The following is a 19,253-nucleotide window of genomic DNA, read 5'->3' on the forward strand; positions in this document are numbered from 1 at the left end:
GGGGGTAATGGTAGACTGCTCGGCTCTTGTACAGGAGTACTCAGTTGACCCAGAGTGTGACACGTCAGGTTAAGCAGGCCATTATGGCCCAGCTCTATACCCATGCATCGTTCAGTCTCCCCTGTTTGGGCGTGTTGGCATTTGGCTGGAGTCTGCTGTTTCACGACTATCTACCCGCCATCGAAGCGCTCGGTTGGCTGGCAGGCACTTTCCTGTGGCTACTGGGTCGGGGCTGGCACCTGCGCTGGCGCCGAGCCCGCCTGCACCAGACGCCGTTGCCGGTGCTGGAGCGGGAGCTCTTTATCGGAGCCACCATCACCTCCATCATCTGGGCCCTCGGGGTGCTGCTCTACATGGACAAGCTGCCCGATACCTACCGGGCCGCCATGATGATGCTCTCCAGTCTCATTCTTACCGGCAGCGCCATCATGCTGTTTGGCAGCCGCCGCACCCTCTATGGTTCCGCCCTGCCGCTGGGCATGGCGATGCTGTTCGAGCTGGGCAATGGCAACGAGCAGGAGCGGATTGTCTCCTGCATGCTGGCGGGCTATCTGTTTGTCTTTCTGCCGACCCTGTTGCGCCGGATGCGGCGGGATCAGATCGCCTCGCTCCACCACCGTTTCTCCAACGCCGAGCTGGTGGCCGAACTGAAGGCGGTCTCCGAGCATTTGCGTCTCACCTCCCGCCTCGACGGCCTGACCGGCATCGCCAACCGCGCCCATCTCGACGACTCTCTGGAGCGGGCCTGGCGGCGCTGCCATCGCGCCCGGGCGCCGTTGTCGCTGGTGCTGGTGGATGTGGATTACTTCAAGCAGTTCAACGATCTCTACGGCCATCAGCTGGGGGATGACTGTTTGCAACAGGTGGCTGGCTTGCTGGCCGAGGTGGAGCGGCGCGAGGACGATCTGGCGGCCCGGTACGGGGGCGAAGAGTTCGCCTTGCTGCTGCCCTGCACCGGCATGCAGGGGGCACTGCAGGTGGCCGACAATGTGCGGCAGGCGCTCAAGGAGCTGGCCATCCCGCACCAGAAGTCACTGGTCTCCGGTCGGGTCACATGTAGTTTTGGTGTTGCGACACTGATACCGGACAACAGCATGAAAATCGCCGATTTGATCCAAAAAGCGGATGCGGCACTCTATCAGGCCAAGCATAATGGGCGGGATCGAATCGAAGTAGCCTTGATGGGTAAGGTTGCCTGAATTTAACGTGACAGATTAAAGAGGTTGTCTATGCAATGTCATCGTATCGAAGAGCTGCTGGAGTTGTTGCAGCCTGCCTGGATCAAGGAACAGGATCTCAGCCTGGTGCAGTTTGTTGCCAAACTGGCCCAAGAAGCGGGATTTGAAGGGCCTCTGTCCGAGCTGACCGACGACATGCTGATCTATCACCTCAAGATGCGGGAATCCGATAAGCAGGCGATGATCCCCGGTCTGGCCAAGGATCATGTGCCCGATTTCAAAGAGGCACTGCTCAAGGCCCGCGGAATCAAGTGAATCTTTAGCGGAAGCGCATCACCTCGGGGTGATGCGCTTTTTTGTTGCCGAAAATTGCGATCCAACCCCAATATTAGATACATCTAATCCACACAATTAGCATGCTGTTTAAGATATAATCCGCTCCATAACAAATAAGGGAGCGATGTCTTGCAATGGCCGACCACGATAAAATCGATATCAAGGACGTCACCGACAAGGGCGTAACCGGGACCTTCAACCCCAATACGTTCAAAGCCAGCGACGACAGATTCAACCCGGGCAACCGCATCTATGTGCGGGCCCAGAAAGGGTATTGGCAGCGGATGCGCAAGGCCATGGGCTGGTTCTTTGTGGCGCTGTTCGTGCTGTTGCCCTGGCTGCGTTACGACGGGCGACAGGCGGTGCTGTTCGACCTCGGTCATCAGCAGTTCCATATCTTTGGCGCCACCATCTGGCCGCAGGATCTGACCCTGCTCGCCTGGCTCTTCATGATCGCCGCCTTCGGACTCTTCTTTATTACCACCTTCCTCGGTCGGGTCTGGTGTGGCTATCTCTGCCCGCAGACGGTCTGGACCTTCATGTTCATCTGGTTTGAAGAGAAGCTGGAAGGGCCCGCCAACAAGCGGCGCAAGCTGGACGAGGCGCCCTGGAGCGGCGAGAAGCTGGCCCGCAAGGGAGCCAAGCATCTGGCCTGGTTGGCGATCTCGCTGGTAACCGGCCTGACCTTCGTCGCCTACTTCCAGGATGTGACTGAACTGGTGCCGGATCTCTTCACCCTGCAGGCCAGCGGATGGGTGCTGTTCTGGGTGCTCTTCTTCACCATCATCACCTACGGCAATGCAGGCTGGATGCGTGCCATCATGTGTATCCACATGTGCCCCTATGCCCGCTTCCAGTCCGCCATGTTCGACAAGGACACCTTTATAGTCGGTTATGACACCAAGCGTGGCGAGACCCGTGGCGCCCGTTCCCGCAAGGCGGATCCCAAGGCGATGGGGCTGGGTGACTGTATCGACTGCGATCTTTGCGTGCAGGTCTGCCCGACCGGTATCGATATTCGCGACGGCCTGCAGTACGAGTGCATCAACTGCGGTGCCTGCGTCGATGCCTGCGACCAGACCATGGAACGTATGGGTTATCCGAAAGGGCTTATCAGCTACACCACAGAGCACAAGCTGGCCAACGACTCCACCCATGTGGCTCGGCCCAAGCTGATTGGCTATGGGCTGGTGATGGCGGTGATGCTGGGGGTGTTTGTCTACAACGCCATGTCCATCATGCCGATGGGGCTCGACATTCTGCGGGATCGCAACCAGCTGTTCCGCGAGAACAGCGAGGGGCTTATCGAGAACACCTATACCCTCAAGATCCTCAACAAGACCCTGCAGTCCCAGACCTACCAGCTGGATGTGGAGGGCTTGCCCGAGTATCAGTGGTTCGGCCCCCGTGAAGTGACCCTGAAGGCGGGCGAGATCTACACCCTGCCGGTCAGTCTGGCGGTCGACCCCTACAACCTGAAACGACCAACGCTGGATATCCAGTTCGTGCTGAAACGGGAGGGGGCGGCGCCCGATGACAGCAAGGGCAACCTGCGCCAGGGCAGCAAGTTTATCAGCCGGTTGTAACTGCGTGTGATTGCGGGCCGGGCGTGGCAATAATCCGGTCACCAGCGAGCACGGCAATGCCGGTCAGTAGTGATAGAATGGGGCGCAACGGCGCCCCTTTCTTATGGTGGATGACATGCGTTTCAACTATTCCGACCTCAATCCCGACCTCATCATGGATGCGCTCGATCTCAGTGGCCTGCGGCTCGACTCCGGCCTTATCGAGCTCAACAGTTACGAAAACCGGGTCTATCAGTTTCAGGATGAGGATCGTCGCCGCTATGTGGTGAAGTTCTACCGCCCCGGCCGCTGGAGCCGGGCCCAGATCCTCGAGGAGCACGAGTTTGCCACCCGCCTTGCAGAGGCTGAGATCCCGGTCGCCGCGCCGCTCGCCTTCGCGGGCGAGACCCTGCTGGAGCACGAGGGCTACCTCTTTGCCATCTGGCAGAGCGTCGGTGGCCGCCAGTTCGAGGTGGATAATCTCGACCAGCTTGAGTGGGTGGGGCGTTTCCTCGGCCGCATTCATCAGATCGGTGCCAGCAAGCCGTTCCACCATCGGGTACGGCTCGATGTGGAGAGCATGCTGCACGAACCGCGTCAGCTGCTGGCGTCTGGCGAGTGGCTGCCAAGCGGGCTGGCGAAGCAATTCTTCGGGGTGCTCGACGAGCTGATCAAACATGTCAGCGACGCCATGACCCTCGATGTGGCGCAGATCTCCCTGCATGGTGATTGCCACCCGGGCAACATCCTGTGGCGCGATGGCCCCATGTTTGTCGACCTCGATGATTGCCGTACCGGCCCCGCGATTCAGGATCTCTGGATGATGCTTAGCGGCGAGCGCCACGAGCAGCAGATCCAGCTCGACACCCTGCTGGCGGGCTACGAGGAGTTTATGGAGTTCGACTCGCGGGAGCTGGCGCTGATCGAGCCGCTGCGGGCGATGCGCATCGTTCATTACATGGCGTGGCTGGCACGGCGCTGGGAAGATCCCGCCTTCCCCCGTCACTTCCCCTGGTTCAATACCGATCACTACTGGCGTCAACAGATAGCGACACTGCACGATCAGCTGGAAGCACTGAAGGCACCGCCGTTGAGTCTGATGCCAAACTGGTGAAATAGAAGGGATCTTGCACGGCAAGCGGGACTCGATCTCCGGCCCTGACCATTGACGTCAGCATGGCGAAACAATAGGCTTGGCACTGCTTCGGTTCGCCGGGCGTGCCTCACAGTGATCCCTTAACAGGAAACATCATGAAAAAAGTTCTATTTTTCCTTGCTGCCATGCTGATGATCCCCATGGTTCACGCCGCCCCCGAGTTCAAGGAAGGCGTCAACTACGATGTGGTCAAACAGACTGGCAGTGCCCAGCCGGAAGTGATGGAGTTCTTCTCCTACTACTGCCCGCACTGCGCCACCTTCGAACCGATCGTTGAACAGTTGAAGGCCGGGTTGCCAGAGGGGGTGCCCCTCAAGAAGAACCCGGTTGCTTTCCTCGGTCGCGAAATGGGCCCCGAGATGCAGCGTGCCTACGCCGTTGCAAGTCTGCTCAATGCCGAAGCCAAGCTGACCCCGGCCATCTTCAACAAGATCCACACCCAGCGTCAGCCGCCGATGAGCCGTGACGATGTGAAGAAGATCTTCGTGGACAACGGCGTACCGGCCGAAGAGTTCGACGGTGCCGTCGACAGCTTCGCCGTCTCCGGCATGGTCTCCCAGTTCGATCGCAACACCGAGAGCTACAACATTCGCGGTGTGCCGGCCTTCCTGGTGAACGGCAAGTACATGGTGAAGATTGAATCCATCACTTCTCAAGAGCAGTTCAACAAGCTGGTGCAGTTCCTGCTGGCCAAGAAAGACTGATACCCCTTGAGTCGATAAAAAAGCCCGCCGGTGCGAACCGGCGGGCTTTTTGTCTTCTGGCGATCTCGAAGATCAGACCCCGACGTGGAACGCCTGTTTGAGGTTGCGGATAAACTCCGCATCCCGACAGAGGGTCTTGCCAGGGCTGTCGGAGATCTTGGCAACCGGGCCGCCATTGCACTCGATCAGCTTGAAGACGATGTTCATCGGGCTGACACCGGGCAGATCGCAGGTGAGCTTGGTGCCGATGCCGAAACTGGTGTTGATGCGACCACGGAAGTGGCGGAACAGCTGCACCGCCTTGTCGAGGTTGAGCCCGTCGGAGAAGACCAGGGTCTTGTCGGTGGGGTCGATGCCAAGGCGCTGATAGTGGCTGATCGCCTTCTCGCCCCACACCACGGGATCGCCGGAGTCGTGGCGCAAGCCCTGATAGCTGCTGGCCAGCTCGAAGTCGAAGTCGCGCAGGAAGGCATCCATGGTGATGCAGTCGGTCAGGGCGATGCCGAGATGGTCGGTGAACTCGTCCAGCCAGCTGGTGAGGGCTGCGCGCTGGCTGTGCTCCAGCGGGAAGCCGAGCTGCTGGTGCGCCTGGAACCACTCATGGGCCTGGGTGCCGACCGCGGGCAGCTTGTACTTCTGGGCCAGCATATAGTTGCTGGTGCCGCGAAACGCCGGCAGACGCTCCTTGAGGCGACCCACTACCGCATCCTGTACCGCATGGGAGAAGCGGCGGCGGGTGCCGAAGTCGATGAGGTTGAACTCGCTCATCTCGTCGCTGCTCAGCTCCCGTTCCAGCTTATCGATCTTCTGATCGAGCCGATCCAGCGCGTGGCTGACGCCGAACTGGGGGTAGCGGAAGCGGTTGCGCATCTCGCTGATGATGGCGAGCACCGGGATCTCCCACAGGATCACATCCTGCCACGGGCCCTCGACCCGCACATTGATGCGGCCATCCTGCTCGAACACCTTGAGCAGCGAGGCATCGAGCGGCTTGCGGCGCAGGTGGTCGAGGTAGTCAGGAGTGAAGAAGGGACGCTCGGCCAGAAAATCGAGCTCTGGCCTGGTCAGTCGCAGGGAACCGGCGAGGCGCAGTTGCTCCTCGATCTGCCCCATCATGGGCAGCAGATCCTCTTCATTGCGGCTGTGAAACTCGGCCACCACCTCGGCATCCGGATAGCGATGGAACACCGCCTGCTGCATATGCAGCTTGTAGGCGTCGGTGTCGAGCAGGCTGGTGAGGATTGGGGGCATATCAGGCTCCTCGCAGACTGGTGAGCACGATGGAGCTCCCCTGCCGCATATGTAACGTGCAGGCGTCGGTGTCGAGCAGGCTGGTAAGAATCGGTGGCATATCAGGCGTCCAGCAGGCGTTGTACATCGATCAGGGTCTGGGCCAGTTCGGCGCCAGCTTCGATCATCTGGGTGTGGGCGCTGGCAACCGTCTCGGGGGCGATGCCACGGCAGGCATCGAGATGGACGATTACCCGGAAACCGGCGCGGCGCAGTTGCAGCACGCTGGTTTTGACACAGTAGTCGGTGGCAAGGCCGCCGACCAGTACGGTATCGACCTTGCGGGCTTGCAGAAATTCGATGAGTCCGGTGCTGCGCCGTTCTGCCAGGTCGTGGAAGCAGGTGCCGTAGGGATGGAGATCCGGCTCGACCCCCTTCCAGACGAAGAAGTCATAGTCGATGGGAGCGGGCAGGCCGTCGAGCAGCTCGAAGCCCTTGCTGCCCGGTACGCAGTGCACCGGCCAGGTGAGGTCGGCGTTGGGCAGATCCAGCGGCAACAGCATACCGGCAGGGTCAGAGACGGCCCAGTCGGCATTGGCAGGGTGAGAGTCCTTGCTGCCGATCCGCAGCGTGGTGAGGGTGGCCTGAGCGTTGAGCGCAGCCACAATATCATCACCGCCCGCGACGGGCAGTTCGTTCGGGCAGAGAGGGGTAAAGCCCTTCTGCGCATCAATATCCAGGCTGGCGACGGTTCCCATGATTGGCTCCTGCACATACTATTCGTGTGATATTATCTACCAAACATTAATGGAAGGCGAGCAGGGCGATCGGCATGCTGAGAATGAGTCTGGATATGGTGGTGCTGCGGTTGCATGAGGAGCGGCTCGAGCTGCTGCTCGAGACCCGCGATCGCCCCCCCTTTGCCCACTGCTGGCAACTGCCTGCGCTGCGCATCGACGAGACCCGGGATCGGGATCTCGATGCCGCCCAGCGCCGTCTGCTGGCGGAGTGGGGGCTCGGTCACTGCTACAGCGAGCAGGTCTGCACCCTCGGCAATCTGGAGCGGGATCCCCGCGGCTGGTCCACGACCCTGGTCTATCTCTGTCTGGTGGATCCGGAAGTGGAGGCGATCCACGGTTGCTGGCATCCGCTCGCCAACCTGCCGGGGCTGAGCCTCGCCTTCGACCATGTCCAGCTTATCGCCAAGGGACTGGAGCGGCTGCGGATCAAGAGCCGCTACAGCACCCTGCCGCTGCAACTGCTGGGGCCCGAGTTCACCCTCTCCGAGGTGCAGCGCGCCTTCGAAATCATCCTGCAAACACCCATGAATACGGCGGCATTTCGCAAGCGGATCCATCGCGCCGACATTCTGGTAGATACCGGCCGTAAGCGCACCGGCAAACAGCGCCCCGCCATTCTCTATCGGCTGGAGAGCCCCTGCTGCGTGATGTTCGATCAGGTGATGCACGGAGCAGAAGCGTAAAAGAGAGATCGTTGTTGCTATGAATTACAAAGTGAAACTTTCGCTAATTGTGCGAGATGTGGATAAAACCTGTTTTTGTGCTGGCGCCAAAGAGCTTAGCTTGCCCTTCGTTCCATTTGTTGGGCTCCGTTTGCATGAAGATATGCAAGTCTACACACTAGCGACTGTTGGGTGGGCAGACAATGAACAGTGCTTTTATTGTTCTGTAGAAATGAGTGAAGAATTATTGTCCGATGGTGATTTGATAGACATGGATTTCATTATTGAAACAGCAAAAAATTCCGGATGGGTTGGGTTCAATAAAATTCATAGAGCAGAAGTATGAGAGGGAAGGTTTTAGTTAGCGCCTGCTTGCTGGGTCAGCCGGTGCGTTACGACGGTCAGAGCAAGGGAATCGTCAGCGACTGGCTGAGTGCGCTGGGAGCCGAAGGACGGGCGCTGGCCTTCTGCCCCGAAGTGGCGGGCGGTCTGCCGACCCCGCGCCTTCCTGCCGAGCGGCAGGGCGAGCGCGTAGTGACGGCGAGCGGACTGGATGTGACTGACGAGTTTGATCGCGGCGCCGAGCTGGCGCTGGAAATCTGTCAGACGCAGGGCATTCGCTTCGCCCTGCTGAAAGAGGGGAGCCCCTCGTGTGGCAGCGGCCGTATCTATAACGGCCGCTTCGAAGGTGTTTCTGTGGCGGGCGAGGGCAAGACCACCGCCCTGCTGCGCCGCCACGGGATTGCTGTCTTTTCCGAAGATCAGTTGGCCGAGTTGGCTTCTGCGCTCTCTTTGGATTCATTCCCGGATTTGGCGGCAACTGGCAGCGGTGACTGACCGCTCTGCCACCCCTCCAGCACCTCGTCTTTCTCCTGCCAGCGCTGGTTTAGCCACTCCTGAAAACCGCGTTTGAACTGCTTGTCGTTGAAGTAATCTCCTATCAGTTGTTCATTCACCGGCAGCTCCTCAATCCGCACCTGAATGCGTTTTACCCGTCCCATCAGGAAGTCCTTGAACGGGGTCTCGGCGTTTTCCGGATAGCGGATGGTGACGTTGATCAGGCTGTCGAACTGCTCGCCCATGGCGGCCAACGTAAAGGCCAGCCCCGCCGCCTTGGGCGGCATCAGATGGCGGTAGCGGGAGCGTGATGCGTCCCGTTTCTGCTCGGTGAAGCGGGTTCCTTCCACGAAGTTGATGACGGTAGTGGGGATGTGGCGAAACTTCTCGCAGGCGTTGCGGGTGGTCTCGATATCCTTGCCGCGCAGGTGCGGGTTCTTCAGCAAAAACTCCCGTGAGTAGCGACGCATAAAGGGCATATCGAGCCCCCAGCAGGCGAGCCCCAGCAGCGGGATGTAGATGAGCTCGTGCTTCATAAAGAACTTGGGCACCGGCAGCCTATCCCGGAACAGGTGGCCGAGCACCACGATATCGGTCCAGCTCATATGGTTGCTGATGATGAGATACCAGCCATCCTTGCGCAGCTTGGTATTGTCCTCCACCTGCCAGTCAATACGGGTGGTGAGGCGGATCACCAGCGCATTGCAGGCCAGCCACAGTCTCATGAAGCGGTTGTTGAGCCGGCTGCAGGCACGGCCAAAGGCCGGGATCGGCAGCAACAGTTTGGCCAGCGACACCAGCAGGATCAGACTGGCGCACAAGGCGGTGAAAAGGATGGTCAGGCCCGCGCTGATGATCAGCACCAGCGGGCCGGGAAGCAGGGATAGCATGAATGTTTACTGCGCCTTGGTTGCCAGCAGTTGGCTCAGGGTCTGGTCCTTTTCGTGCCAGATCCCGTTCAACCACTGTTGAAACTCTTGTTGGAACTCGGGGTCATTGAAGTAATCCCCCACCAGCTTGCGGTCGATCGGCAAATAGCGGACCTGAACCTTGATTTGCCCGACCCGGCCACACATGAAGTCCCAGTAGCTGGGGATGCCGTCCGGATAGGCGATGGTGACATCCACCAGTTGATGCAACTGGTCACCCATGGCTGCCAGGGTAAAGGCGATGCCGCCTGCTCTCGGGTGGAGCAGGTGACGATAGGGCGAACCCTGCTTCTGATGTTTGCCCTTGGTGAAACGGGTGCCTTCGACGAAGTTCATCACACTCACCGGAATGTGGCGGAACCTGGCACAGGCTTTACGGGTTGTTTCTATGTCTTTTCCCTTCAGATGGGGATGCTTTTCCAGAAATTTCCTGGAATATCGCCGCATGAAGGGGAAGTCGAGCGCCCACCATGCCAGGCCGAGAAAAGGTACCCAAATAAGCTCTTTCTTGAGGAAAAACTTCAGGAAGGGGATTTTTTGGTTAAAAACCCGCTGCAGTACCAGTATGTCGACCCAGGATTGATGGTTGGCAATCACCATATACCACTCATTCCGGCGCCCTTTGTCCACTCCGACCACCTCGAAAGGGGTTTTGATGATGGTTTTCTGGATCAGATTGTTGAAACCGATCCAGCAGCTGGCACAGCCATCGAGCAGCCAGTTGCAGAGGGTGCGCCACCCCTTGAGGGGGAGCAGAAGTTTGAGCAGACCCAGCGAGAAGATGGGGACAAACCAGAAGAGGGTGTTGAAAAAATAGAGCAGGGTGGAGAGGCTGCCGCGCAGTCGCTCTGTCAGCTTGTTGGGCATGAGTCGGGTCCGTCTTGCTGTCGATAAAGGGCCATCAAGTGGTCAGATCTGTGGCCATAATATCAGCCGATTGCCTGCGAGACCATTCAGAGCCTTTACGGAGTTGGACTCACCCTTTCCCTTCTGTCAGCTGCTGCGCAGTCGCGACAGCAGCCGGTCCATGGCGCGATAACCGAGCGCCTCGATAAGATGCTCCTTGCCGATGGCGGGTTGCCCGGCCAGATCGGCGATGGTGCGTGACACCCGCAGGATGCGATGCCAGGCCCGGATGCTGAGCCCCAGCTTCTGGATGGCGTTCTCCAAAAATTCGGCATCTTGCGGTGATAAGCGGCAAATATCCTCTATTTCACGGCTATCCAGCAGGTTGTTGAGCTTGCCGTTACGGCTCAGCATGCGCTCTCGCGCCGCCAGTACCCGATCGCGGATCTGCTGACTAGACTCCCCCCGCTCCGCCTTGCCGGTCAGGCTCCCCTTGGGCAGCAGCGGCACCTCCACCGTCAGGTCAAAGCGGTCGAGAAAGGGGCCGGAGAGCTTGCCGAGGTAGCGCAAGATCTGATCCGGGCTGGAGCGGGTCTGGCCGTCACCATAGTGGCCGCAGGGGCTGGGGTTCATGGCGCCGACCAGCTGGAAGCGAGCGGGAAAATCCACCTGACGGGCGGCCCGGCTGATGGTGATGTGGCCCGTCTCCAGCGGCTCGCGCAGGGAGTCGAGCACCTTGCGCTCGAACTCGGGCAATTCATCCAGAAACAGCACCCCGTTGTGGGCCAACGATATTTCGCCGGGCCTTGGGTGGCTGCCGCCGCCCACCAGCGCTACTGCGGAGGCACTGTGGTGGGGCGTGCGATAGGGTCTGTGGTGCCAGTGACCGGCGCGCGGAGTGAGGCCGCCGATGGAGTGGATGGCGGCGGTCTGCTGCGCCTCCTGCTCGCTGAGCGGCGGCAGAATGCCGGGCAATCGGCTCGCCAGCATGCTCTTGCCGGTGCCGGGTGGGCCGATGAACAGCAGGTTGTGGCTGCCGGCAGCGGCGATCTCCAGCGCCCGCTTGGCCTGTGACTGGCCAATCACATCCTGCAGGTCTGGCACATCGGGCAGGCTCTCCGCGCTTTGGGGATTCGGCAGTGGCAGTTCGTATTGTCCTGCCAGCCAGGCGGTGACTGCCAGCAGCTGGTGGGCGGTGCGCACCTCGGCATCCTGAATGAGGGAGGCTTCCGGGCCGTTCTCCCGCGGCACCAGCAGGGTGCGTCCCGCATCCCGGCAGGCGAGTACGGCAGGCAGTACCCCGAGTACGGGGCGGATCTCTCCGGTCAGGGCCAACTCCCCCAAAAATTCGTGATCGAGCAGGTATTTTGCGGGTATCTGCTTGGAAGCGGCGAGAATGCCGATGGCGATGGCCAGATCGAAACGGCCCCCCTCCTTGGGGAGATCGGCGGGGGCCAGATTGACTGTGATGTGTTTGCTCGGGAACTCGAAATTGCCGTTGAGCAGGGCGCTGCGCACCCGATCCCGCGACTCTTTCACCGAGGTTTCCGGCAGGCCGACCATGTTGAAGGCGGGCAGGCCGTTGGAGAGGTGAACTTCCACTGTAACTTGCGGGGCCGCGATCCCGAGGCTGGCACGGCTATAAACCACAGCTAATGACATAAATCCCGTCCTTGAGTTGATATATGTTCTGACTAACTGCTTGTTGTTGGTTTTTTATTCCATAGTTCCGGCTGAGGAATAGCCAAAATCAGTGGGTTGTCACAGAAAAAAGGCTTGCCCAATAAAAATCACCGTGCTAGTTCTAATAGCCATTCGCGGTAGAAACCGCCCCAATTTCACAGGATTTCCGGTTGTAACTATGAACATGGCCTCCCGTTTCGTCAGCATTATTGTGGTCCTAGTGGTGATTATTATCTCACCGCTCGGGGCTCGTTTAGCTGCACGGAACAAGGGATAGACCCACCACCGGACAGAACGAAACAAGCGACCCCCGAGCCTCACAGCCCGGGGGTTTTTTTTCGACCAAAGGACAGGATTTTCCACATGAACGGCGCGCAGTTTTTGGTACAGGCTCTCAAGAAACAGGGTGTGACCCAGGTGTTTGGTTACCCGGGCGGGGCCATCATGCCGGTCTACGATGCCCTGTATGACGGTGGTCTGGCCCATCAGCTTTGTCGCCACGAGCAGGGTGCCGCCATGGCGGCGGTGGGTTATGCCCGCGCCTCCGGTCAGGTGGGGGTCTGCATCGCTACTTCCGGCCCCGGCGCTACCAATCTGGTAACCGGTCTTGCGGAGGCGCTGCTCGATTCGGTGCCGCTGGTGGCCATCAGCGGTCAGGTGCCCTGTTCCGCCATCGGTACCGATGCGTTTCAGGAGGTCGACGTGCTCGGCATGTCCCTCTCCTGTACCAAGCACTCCTTTATGGTGACTGATGCCGCCGATCTGGGGCGAGTGCTGGCAGAAGCTTTCGCCATCGCCACCGAAGGGCGCCCCGGTCCTGTGCTGATCGATCTCCCCAAGGATGTGCAACTGGCCGCCGTGCCGCCCCAGAGCCCTCTGTTTGCGGTGGAGGAGCCGGAGGTGCTCAACCCCTCGGAGCTGACCGCAGCCCGCACCCTGCTGGCTGCCGCCGAGCGTCCGGTGCTTTACGTCGGTGGCGGAGTGGGCATGGCCAATGCCGAGCAGCAGTTGCGTGACTTTGCCGCCGCCACCGGCATGCCAGCGGTCACCACCCTCAAGGGGATCGGCGCGCTCGACCCCGACAGTACCGTTTATCTGGGCATGCTCGGCATGCACGGCACCAAGTCGGCCAACTATGCGGTGCAGCAGTGCGATCTGCTGCTGGTGGTGGGCGCCCGTTTCGATGATCGGGTGACCGGCAAGCTGGAGGAGTTTGCCCCCGAGGCGAAGGTGATCCATCTCGATGTGGATGCCGCCGAGTTCGGCAAGCGCCGTGCCGCTGAGGTGGGCATCACCACGGATCTCAAGCTGGTGCTGCCGCGCCTCGCCATGACTCTCGACATCGCCCCCTGGCGTGAACACTGCGCCGCCATGGCCCGCGAATATGCATTTCGCTACGACCACCCGGGTCAGGCCATCTATGCCCCAGCTCTGCTCAAACAGCTATCTGCCAAGTTGCCGGAGAGCAGCGTGGTCGCCTGCGACGTGGGTCAGCACCAGATGTGGGTGGCCCAGCACATGCGCTTCACCAGCCCGCGCAACCACCTCTCCAGCGCCGGTCTCGGCACCATGGGGTTCGGTCTGCCCGCCGCCATCGGCGCCAAGATGTCGCGCCCGGAGGATGAAGTGGTGCTGGTAAGCGGTGACGGCTCTTTCATGATGAACGTGCAGGAGCTCGGCACCATCCGCCGCGCTCAGCTCAAGGTGAAGATGGTGCTGCTGGATAACCAGCGCCTCGGCATGGTGCGCCAATGGCAGGAGCTGTTCTTCGACGGTCGCTACAGCGAGACCAATCTGTCCGACAACCCCGATTTCGTCGCCCTGGCTGCCGCCTTCGGCATTCCCGGCGAGACCATCACATGCAAGGAAGAGATAGGTCCGGCACTGGATCGCCTGCTGGCGAGCGAGAGCGCCTATCTGCTGCATGTGGCCATTTCAGAGGAAGAAAACGTCTGGCCCCTGGTTCCACCGGGAGTCGCCAACCACCAGATGATGGAGCAACGCCCATGAACCCGCACACCCTTGCCCAGCCAGCCTTTGCACAGCACACCCTGCATATCCACGCCCAGCCCAGACCGGAAGTGATGGAGCGGGTGCTGCGGGTGGTGCGTCACCGCGGCTTCAATCTATGCGCCTTGAATATGGAGCAGGATTGCCAACAGCTGCGGATCACGGTTACTGTCGAGTCGGTGCGTCCCATCCAGCAGTTGTGGAGCCAGCTGGTTAAGCTGGTGGACGTCTCCCGGGTCGATGCACTGGAACAGCAACCCCGGATCAGAGCTTAAGGAGCCAAGCCAATGTCACAGCCTTCCCAATCCGCCACTCACCCGCAATACATCTGGTTCAACGGCAAACTGGTGCCCTGGCAGGATGCCCAGGTGCACGTGATGAGCCACGCCCTGCACTACGGCTCCTCGGTGTTCGAAGGGGTGCGTGCCTACGATACCCCCAAAGGCACCTGCATTTTCCGTCTGCAGGAGCACACCCGCCGCCTGTTCGACTCCGCCAAGATCTACTGGATGGACGTCCCCTACAGCGAGTCCGAAGTGAATGAAGCCTGCCGCACCGTGGTGCGCGAGAACGGCCTGAAGAGCGGCTACCTGCGCCCGCTGGCCTTTGTCGGCAACGTGGGGCTGGGGCTGCATCCGCCGCTGGATGCCAAGGCCGACCTGATGGTGGCCGCCCTGCCGTGGGGCGCCTATCTGGGGGAAGAGGGGCTGAAAAACGGGGTGGATGTCTGCGTCACCTCATGGAACCGGCTCGCTCCCAACACCATTCCCACCGGCGCCAAGGCGGGCGGTAACTATTTGTCCTCCCAGCTGATCAGCCGCGAGGCCAAGCGCAACGGCTTCGCCGAGGGGTTGGCGCTGGATGTGAACGGCTACCTGAGCGAAGGGGCGGGGGAGAACCTGTTTCTGGTGAAGAACGGCGTGCTGTTTACCCCGCCCGCTACCGCCGCCATCCTGCCCGGGATCACCCGCGACACCATCATGACGCTGGCCCGCGATCTCGGTTACGAGGTGCGCGAGCAGGCGCTGCCCCGCGAGGCGCTCTATGTGGCGGACGAGATCTTTATGACCGGCACCGCTGCCGAGGTGACCCCGGTGCGCTCCGTCGATCGGATGAAGGTGGGCGCTGGCAGCCGTGGCCCGGTGACAGAGCAACTGCAGAATGCCTTCTTCGGTCTGTTCAACGGCCAGACCGAGGACAAGTGGGGTTGGCTGACGCCCGTCAACGACTGATGAGAGAGGGGAGGCGCTGTGCCTCCCCGAGTCGCTTCCGGTGAGGGCTCTGCGCGGTGCCCTCACCAGGATCGATTCCCGATCCGAGAGTCACTTTTTCATTTTCAAAGATAATGAGCCCGCTGGGCATTCAGGGAGTAGAGACATGCCGAAGTTGAGATCCGCCACCACCACCCACGGACGTAACATGGCCGGGGCCCGCGCCCTGTGGCGTGCCACCGGAATGACCGATCAGGATTTCGGCAAGCCCATCATCGCCGTGGTCAACTCCTTCACCCAGTTCGTGCCGGGCCACGTCCACCTCAAGGAGCTGGGCCAGCTGGTGGCGCGCGAGATCGAGGCCGCAGGCGGCGTTGCCAAGGAGTTCAACACCATAGCAGTAGATGACGGTATCGCCATGGGCCACGGCGGCATGCTCTACTCCCTGCCCTCCCGCGAGCTGATTGCTGATTCGGTGGAGTATATGGTCAACGCCCACTGCGCCGACGCCATGGTCTGTATCTCCAACTGCGACAAGATCACCCCGGGGATGCTGATGGCCGCCCTGCGCATCAATATCCCGGTGATCTTCGTCTCCGGCGGCCCGATGGAAGCGGGCAAGACCAAGCTCTCCGACCAGATCATCAAACTGGATCTGGTGGACGCCATGATCCAGGGCGCCGATCCCAAGGTATCGGACGCCCAGAGCGAACAGGTGGAGCGCAGTGCCTGCCCCACCTGCGGCTCCTGCTCCGGCATGTTTACCGCCAACTCCATGAACTGTCTGACCGAGGCGCTCGGTCTCTCCCAGCCGGGTAATGGCTCCATGCTGGCGACCCATAGCGACCGCGAGCAGCTGTTCAAGCTGGCGGGTCAGCGCATCGTGACGCTGGCCAAGCGCTGGTATGAACAGGATGACGAGAGCGCCCTGCCGCGCAATATCGCCACCAAGGCGGCGTTCGAGAACGCCATGGCGCTCGATATCGCCATGGGCGGATCCACCAATACCGTGCTGCACCTGCTGGCAGCGGCGCAGGAGGCCGGGGTGGACTTCACCATGGCCGATATCGACCGCATGTCCCGCAAAGTGCCTCAGCTCTGCAAGGTGGCGCCCTCCACCCAGAAATATCATATGGAAGATGTGCACCGTGCCGGTGGCGTGGTCGCCATTCTGGGTCAGCTGGAAAAAGCGGGCCTGGTGCATGGGGATACCCGTACCGTGCTGGGTTGCTCCCTCGTCGAACAGCTCAATGAATATGACGTCAGCCGCCAGCCGAGTCAGGAGGTGGTGGACTTCTACCGCGCCGGGCCGGCCGGGATCCGCACCACCAAGGCGTTCAGTCAGGATTGCCGCTGGCCGGAGCTGGATCTGGACCGCGCCGAAGGCTGCATCCGCTCGCTGGACAACGCTTACAGCCAGGAGGGCGGCCTCGCCGTGCTTTCCGGCAACCTCGCGGTCAACGGCGCCATCGTCAAGACTGCCGGGGTGGATGAGGAGAACCTCACCTTCCGTGGCCCGGCCCGGGTATTCGAGAGTCAGGAGAGCGCGGTGAGCGGCATCCTCGATGGTACCGTGAAAGCAGGCGAGGTAGTGGTGATCCGCTACGAAGGGCCGAAAGGGGGTCCGGGCATGCAGGAGATGCTCTACCCCACCACTTATCTCAAGTCCATGGGGCTCGGCAAGGCGTGCGCCCTGATCACCGACGGCCGCTTCTCCGGCGGTACCTCGGGCCTCTCCATCGGCCACGTCTCGCCGGAAGCAGCCTCTGGCGGCACCATAGGTCTGGTGGAGGATGGCGACATCATCAGCATCAATATCCCGGCCCGCAGCATGGTGCTGGAGGTGGCCGACAGCGTGCTGGCCGCCCGCCGCGTCGCCGTGGAAGCCCGTGGCTGGAAGCCGCTCGATCGTCAGCGTCAGGTCTCCTTTGCCCTGCGCGCCTACGCCATGTTCGCCACCAGTGCCGACAAGGGCGCGGTTCGCGATCGCTCGATGCTGGGGGAATAAATCATGGTCTCTGCGGCGGATTATCTACGCAAGGTGTTGCTCTCCCCCGTCTATGAGGCGGCGCGGGTGACCCCCCTGCAAACCCTGAAGAAACTTTCCGAGCGGCTCGGCAACCATGTCAGCCTGAAGCGGGAGGATCTGCAACCGGTCCACTCCTTCAAGCTGCGCGGCGCCTATCACAAGATCGCCACCCTGACCGAGGAGCAGAAGGCGCGCGGCGTTATCGCCGCCTCTGCTGGCAACCACGCACAGGGGGTCGCCCTGTCGGCCGCCAAGCTCGGCATCAAGGCGATCATCGTGATGCCCAAGACCACGCCGGATATCAAGATCGACGCGGTGCGCCGGCAGGGCGGCAACGTCATGCTGTTTGGCAACAGTTTCGACGAGGCCTACGGCGAGAGCCGCCGCCTCTCCGAGCTGGAGGGTTACACCCTGATCCCGCCGTTTGACGACGTCGAGGTGATCGCCGGGCAGGGCACCATCGGCAAGGAGTTGCTGGAGCAGGATACCCACCTCACTCACGTCTTTGTGCCGGTGGGCGGCGGTGGGTTGGCCGCCGGGGTGGCGGTCTATATCAAGCAACTGCTGCCGGATGTGAAGGTGATCGGGGTGGAGGCTGAAGGGTCTGCCTGTCTCAAGGCCGCGCTGGCGGCCGGCGAGCCGGTCAATCTGGAGCGGGTCTCGCTGTTTGCGGACGGGGTGGCGGTCAAGCGCATCGGCGAGGAGACCTTCCGCCTGTGCAACCAGTATCTGGACGAGGTGGTGACCGTCTCCAACGACCAGATCTGCGCCGCACTGAAAGACATCTTCGACGACTGCCGCGCCATCGCCGAGCCGTCGGGCGCCCTCTCGCTGGCGGGCCTCAAGGCCTACAGCGAGCGGGAGCAGGTCAAAGGGGGGCGGATGGCGGCCATTCTCTCCGGCGCCAACGTTAACTTCCACAGCCTTCGCTACGTGTCGGAGCGCTGCGAGATCGGCGAGAAGCGCGAGGGCATGCTGGCGGTGACCATCCCCGAGCGCAAGGGGGCCTTCCTCGACTTCTGTCGTCAGCTTGGCCCCCGCATGGTGACCGAGTTCAACTATCGCTACGCCGATGCCGAACAGGCGTCGCTGTTCGTTTCGGTGCGCCTCACCGGCGGTGACGAAGAGCTCGGCCAGATCATCGATCAGCTCGGTGGCAACGGCTATCCAGTGGTCAACATGACCGAGAGCGAGCTGGCCAAGAATCATGTGCGCTACATGATTGGCGGCCGCCCGGCCCGGCCCCTTGGTGAGCGTCTCTACAGCTTCAAGTTTCCGGAGCAGCCTGGCGCCCTGATGCGCTTCCTCGAGACACTGGGTTGTCGCTGGAACATCAGCCTGTTCCACTACCGTAACCACGGTGCCGACTACGGCCGCGTGCTCTGCGCCTTCGAGCTGCCGGATGAAGACGTGGCAGCCTTCCACGACTACCTGCGCGAGATTGGCTACGGCTGGAAAGAGGTGAGCGACGACCCCGCCTACCGGCTATTCCTGGCTAGTTGATGGCGGGATCGCGATGAAGCAGGAGGGAGGCGTTGTCCTCCCTCTGTTTTTAGGCTGCAATTGGGAACTTCTGTCTGAGCCATTGAAATCCATGGGCCAGTGCCATCAGCAGCAGGGTGCCGGGCAGCACCGTTTGCCACAGGAAGGCTGGCTCTTGTCCTGTCATCAGGATCAGCAAGGGATTGGCGCCCGCCGGAGGGTGAAGAATATTCAGTCCCTGCATCAGGGCGATGGCCAGCCCGGTTGCCAGAGCCATCTGCATTTCAGCAGGGAGGGGAAGCAGGCCGATGACCAGTCCGACGCAGGCCGTCAGCAGGTGTCCACCCAGCACGTTTTTGGGGCGCGCCAGCGGACTATCTGGCAGGGAAAACAACAACACACAGCTGGCCCCGAAAGGTGCCATGACTAGCGCGACATGCCAGCTCAGATTGAGCCATCCCAATATGCCGATGGTGAGTGCGGCGCCCACACCTGCCCATAACGGGCCATACCATTTTGTCATCATGCTTTCCTCTTGGTTTGCCAGAACTGATTAGGCACATTAGGTAGACAGATCGGTGTACTTCAAGAGGCA

Annotated in this window: 19 protein-coding genes; 13 read left to right on the top strand and 6 right to left on the bottom strand. The window is 61.0% G+C overall.

Translation table 11 applies throughout. The annotated features are described in order from the left end of the window. Positions 1-44: 44 nt before the first annotated feature. From G5306_RS11255 to G5306_RS11275, 5 genes are all read left to right on the top strand, one after another. Positions 45-1,199, top strand: coding sequence for a GGDEF domain-containing protein (locus G5306_RS11255; RefSeq protein ID WP_005339596.1), 1,155 nt, complete (start codon positions 45-47; stop codon positions 1,197-1,199). Positions 1,200-1,229: 30 nt separating this feature from the next. Continuing rightward, a complete protein-coding gene (locus G5306_RS11260; protein ID WP_005339598.1) occupies positions 1,230-1,493 on the top strand; it encodes a YihD family protein in 264 nt (87 codons plus the stop codon). 155 nt (positions 1,494-1,648) lie between these two features. Next, positions 1,649-3,100 carry a cytochrome c oxidase accessory protein CcoG gene (gene ccoG, locus G5306_RS11265; protein ID WP_005342023.1) on the top strand — a complete coding sequence of 484 codons (1,452 nt, stop codon included), beginning with the start codon at positions 1,649-1,651 and terminating at the stop codon, positions 3,098-3,100. Positions 3,101-3,203: 103 nt separating this feature from the next. Beyond that, positions 3,204-4,193, top strand: a complete 990-nt coding sequence (locus G5306_RS11270; RefSeq protein WP_421236315.1) for a serine/threonine protein kinase — start codon at positions 3,204-3,206, stop codon at positions 4,191-4,193. Positions 4,194-4,330: 137 nt separating this feature from the next. Then, positions 4,331-4,939: a thiol:disulfide interchange protein DsbA/DsbL gene (locus G5306_RS11275; protein WP_005356138.1), complete on the top strand. Its 609-nt coding sequence runs from the start codon at positions 4,331-4,333 to the stop codon at positions 4,937-4,939. 72 nt (positions 4,940-5,011) lie between these two features. On the opposite strand, the gene pncB is transcribed toward G5306_RS11275, so the two are convergent. Both pncB and G5306_RS11285 read right to left on the bottom strand, forming a co-directional pair. Beyond that, positions 5,012-6,190, bottom strand: a complete 1,179-nt coding sequence (gene pncB / locus G5306_RS11280; protein ID WP_075116071.1) for a nicotinate phosphoribosyltransferase — start codon at positions 6,188-6,190, stop codon at positions 5,012-5,014. A 101-nt stretch (positions 6,191-6,291) separates the two neighbouring features. After that, positions 6,292-6,927, bottom strand: a complete 636-nt coding sequence (locus G5306_RS11285; RefSeq protein WP_421312891.1) for a nicotinamidase — start codon at positions 6,925-6,927, stop codon at positions 6,292-6,294. Positions 6,928-7,001: 74 nt separating this feature from the next. Between G5306_RS11285 and G5306_RS11290 the strand changes: the two genes are divergently transcribed. Genes G5306_RS11290 through G5306_RS11300 form a run of 3 tightly spaced genes read left to right on the top strand, consistent with a single transcriptional unit; the run spans position 7,002 to position 8,468 of the window. Next, the gene (locus G5306_RS11290; protein WP_005339607.1) at positions 7,002-7,652 is read left to right on the top strand and encodes an NUDIX hydrolase; all 651 of its coding nucleotides are present in this window, start codon (positions 7,002-7,004) and stop codon (positions 7,650-7,652) included. 19 nt (positions 7,653-7,671) lie between these two features. Next, a complete protein-coding gene (locus G5306_RS11295) occupies positions 7,672-7,977 on the top strand; it encodes a hypothetical protein (RefSeq protein WP_120416227.1) in 306 nt (101 codons plus the stop codon). Continuing rightward, positions 7,974-8,468 (top strand): DUF523 domain-containing protein, encoded by a 495-nt coding sequence (locus tag G5306_RS11300; RefSeq protein ID WP_201990897.1) that lies wholly within the window; start codon positions 7,974-7,976, stop codon positions 8,466-8,468. Before G5306_RS11295 ends, G5306_RS11300 begins: the two co-directional genes overlap by 4 nt. On the opposite strand, the gene G5306_RS11305 is transcribed toward G5306_RS11300, so the two are convergent. From G5306_RS11305 to G5306_RS11315, 3 genes are all read right to left on the bottom strand, one after another. Further along, positions 8,393-9,358, bottom strand: coding sequence for an acyltransferase (locus tag G5306_RS11305; protein ID WP_421312892.1), 966 nt, complete (start codon positions 9,356-9,358; stop codon positions 8,393-8,395). The genes G5306_RS11300 and G5306_RS11305 overlap by 76 nt on opposite strands. 6 nt (positions 9,359-9,364) lie before the next feature. After that, the gene (locus tag G5306_RS11310; protein ID WP_181269816.1) at positions 9,365-10,264 is read right to left on the bottom strand and encodes an acyltransferase; all 900 of its coding nucleotides are present in this window, start codon (positions 10,262-10,264) and stop codon (positions 9,365-9,367) included. A gap of 126 nt (positions 10,265-10,390) precedes the next feature. Further along, on the bottom strand, positions 10,391-11,905 hold the full coding sequence (locus G5306_RS11315) for a YifB family Mg chelatase-like AAA ATPase (protein WP_139741315.1): 1,515 nt from the start codon (positions 11,903-11,905) through the stop codon (positions 10,391-10,393). 384 nt (positions 11,906-12,289) lie between these two features. Between G5306_RS11315 and ilvG the strand changes: the two genes are divergently transcribed. From ilvG to ilvA, 5 genes are all read left to right on the top strand, one after another. Continuing rightward, positions 12,290-13,936, top strand: coding sequence for an acetolactate synthase 2 catalytic subunit (gene ilvG / locus G5306_RS11320; protein ID WP_245132247.1), 1,647 nt, complete (start codon positions 12,290-12,292; stop codon positions 13,934-13,936). Continuing rightward, complete coding sequence (gene ilvM / locus G5306_RS11325) at positions 13,933-14,211, top strand: acetolactate synthase 2 small subunit (protein ID WP_005342011.1); 279 nt, start codon at positions 13,933-13,935, stop codon at positions 14,209-14,211. Before ilvG ends, ilvM begins: the two co-directional genes overlap by 4 nt. Before the next feature lie 12 nt (positions 14,212-14,223). Then, positions 14,224-15,168, top strand: coding sequence for a branched-chain amino acid transaminase (locus G5306_RS11330; protein ID WP_005342010.1), 945 nt, complete (start codon positions 14,224-14,226; stop codon positions 15,166-15,168). A gap of 145 nt (positions 15,169-15,313) precedes the next feature. Then, entirely contained in the window at positions 15,314-17,155 is a 1,842-nt protein-coding gene (ilvD, locus tag G5306_RS11335; protein WP_421312893.1) for a dihydroxy-acid dehydratase, read from the top strand. 3 nt (positions 17,156-17,158) lie between these two features. Next, positions 17,159-18,679, top strand: coding sequence for a threonine ammonia-lyase, biosynthetic (gene ilvA, locus G5306_RS11340; RefSeq protein WP_167570662.1), 1,521 nt, complete (start codon positions 17,159-17,161; stop codon positions 18,677-18,679). 49 nt (positions 18,680-18,728) lie between these two features. Here the strand turns inward: ilvA and G5306_RS11345 are convergent, their stop codons facing one another. Beyond that, complete coding sequence (locus G5306_RS11345) at positions 18,729-19,181, bottom strand: HPP family protein (RefSeq protein ID WP_227342965.1); 453 nt, start codon at positions 19,179-19,181, stop codon at positions 18,729-18,731. Positions 19,182-19,253 lie beyond the last annotated feature (72 nt).

The sequence above is a fragment of the Aeromonas sp. 603404 genome, from assembly GCF_049171775.1.
In the GTDB taxonomy this organism is placed as follows: domain Bacteria; phylum Pseudomonadota; class Gammaproteobacteria; order Enterobacterales; family Aeromonadaceae; genus Aeromonas; species Aeromonas veronii_A.

Excerpts from the sequence above, each read along its gene's own strand:
- G5306_RS11260 (WP_005339598.1), top strand. The coding sequence starts at position 1,230 with ATGCAATGTCATCGTATCGAAGAGCTGCTGGAGTTGTTGCAGCCTGCC.
- ccoG (WP_005342023.1), top strand. The coding sequence starts at position 1,649 with ATGGCCGACCACGATAAAATCGATATCAAGGACGTCACCGACAAGGGC.
- G5306_RS11270 (WP_421236315.1), top strand. The coding sequence starts at position 3,204 with ATGGTGGATGACATGCGTTTCAACTATTCCGACCTCAATCCCGACCTC.
- G5306_RS11275 (WP_005356138.1), top strand. The coding sequence starts at position 4,331 with ATGAAAAAAGTTCTATTTTTCCTTGCTGCCATGCTGATGATCCCCATG.
- pncB (WP_075116071.1), bottom strand. The coding sequence starts at position 6,190 with ATGCCCCCAATCCTCACCAGCCTGCTCGACACCGACGCCTACAAGCTG.
- G5306_RS11285 (WP_421312891.1), bottom strand. The coding sequence starts at position 6,927 with ATGGGAACCGTCGCCAGCCTGGATATTGATGCGCAGAAGGGCTTTACC.
- G5306_RS11290 (WP_005339607.1), top strand. The coding sequence starts at position 7,002 with ATGCTGAGAATGAGTCTGGATATGGTGGTGCTGCGGTTGCATGAGGAG.
- G5306_RS11295 (WP_120416227.1), top strand. The coding sequence starts at position 7,672 with ATGAATTACAAAGTGAAACTTTCGCTAATTGTGCGAGATGTGGATAAA.
- G5306_RS11300 (WP_201990897.1), top strand. The coding sequence starts at position 7,974 with ATGAGAGGGAAGGTTTTAGTTAGCGCCTGCTTGCTGGGTCAGCCGGTG.
- G5306_RS11305 (WP_421312892.1), bottom strand. The coding sequence starts at position 9,358 with ATGCTATCCCTGCTTCCCGGCCCGCTGGTGCTGATCATCAGCGCGGGC.
- G5306_RS11310 (WP_181269816.1), bottom strand. The coding sequence starts at position 10,264 with ATGCCCAACAAGCTGACAGAGCGACTGCGCGGCAGCCTCTCCACCCTG.
- G5306_RS11315 (WP_139741315.1), bottom strand. The coding sequence starts at position 11,905 with ATGTCATTAGCTGTGGTTTATAGCCGTGCCAGCCTCGGGATCGCGGCC.
- ilvG (WP_245132247.1), top strand. The coding sequence starts at position 12,290 with ATGAACGGCGCGCAGTTTTTGGTACAGGCTCTCAAGAAACAGGGTGTG.
- ilvM (WP_005342011.1), top strand. The coding sequence starts at position 13,933 with ATGAACCCGCACACCCTTGCCCAGCCAGCCTTTGCACAGCACACCCTG.
- G5306_RS11330 (WP_005342010.1), top strand. The coding sequence starts at position 14,224 with ATGTCACAGCCTTCCCAATCCGCCACTCACCCGCAATACATCTGGTTC.
- ilvD (WP_421312893.1), top strand. The coding sequence starts at position 15,314 with ATGCCGAAGTTGAGATCCGCCACCACCACCCACGGACGTAACATGGCC.
- ilvA (WP_167570662.1), top strand. The coding sequence starts at position 17,159 with ATGGTCTCTGCGGCGGATTATCTACGCAAGGTGTTGCTCTCCCCCGTC.
- G5306_RS11345 (WP_227342965.1), bottom strand. The coding sequence starts at position 19,181 with ATGACAAAATGGTATGGCCCGTTATGGGCAGGTGTGGGCGCCGCACTC.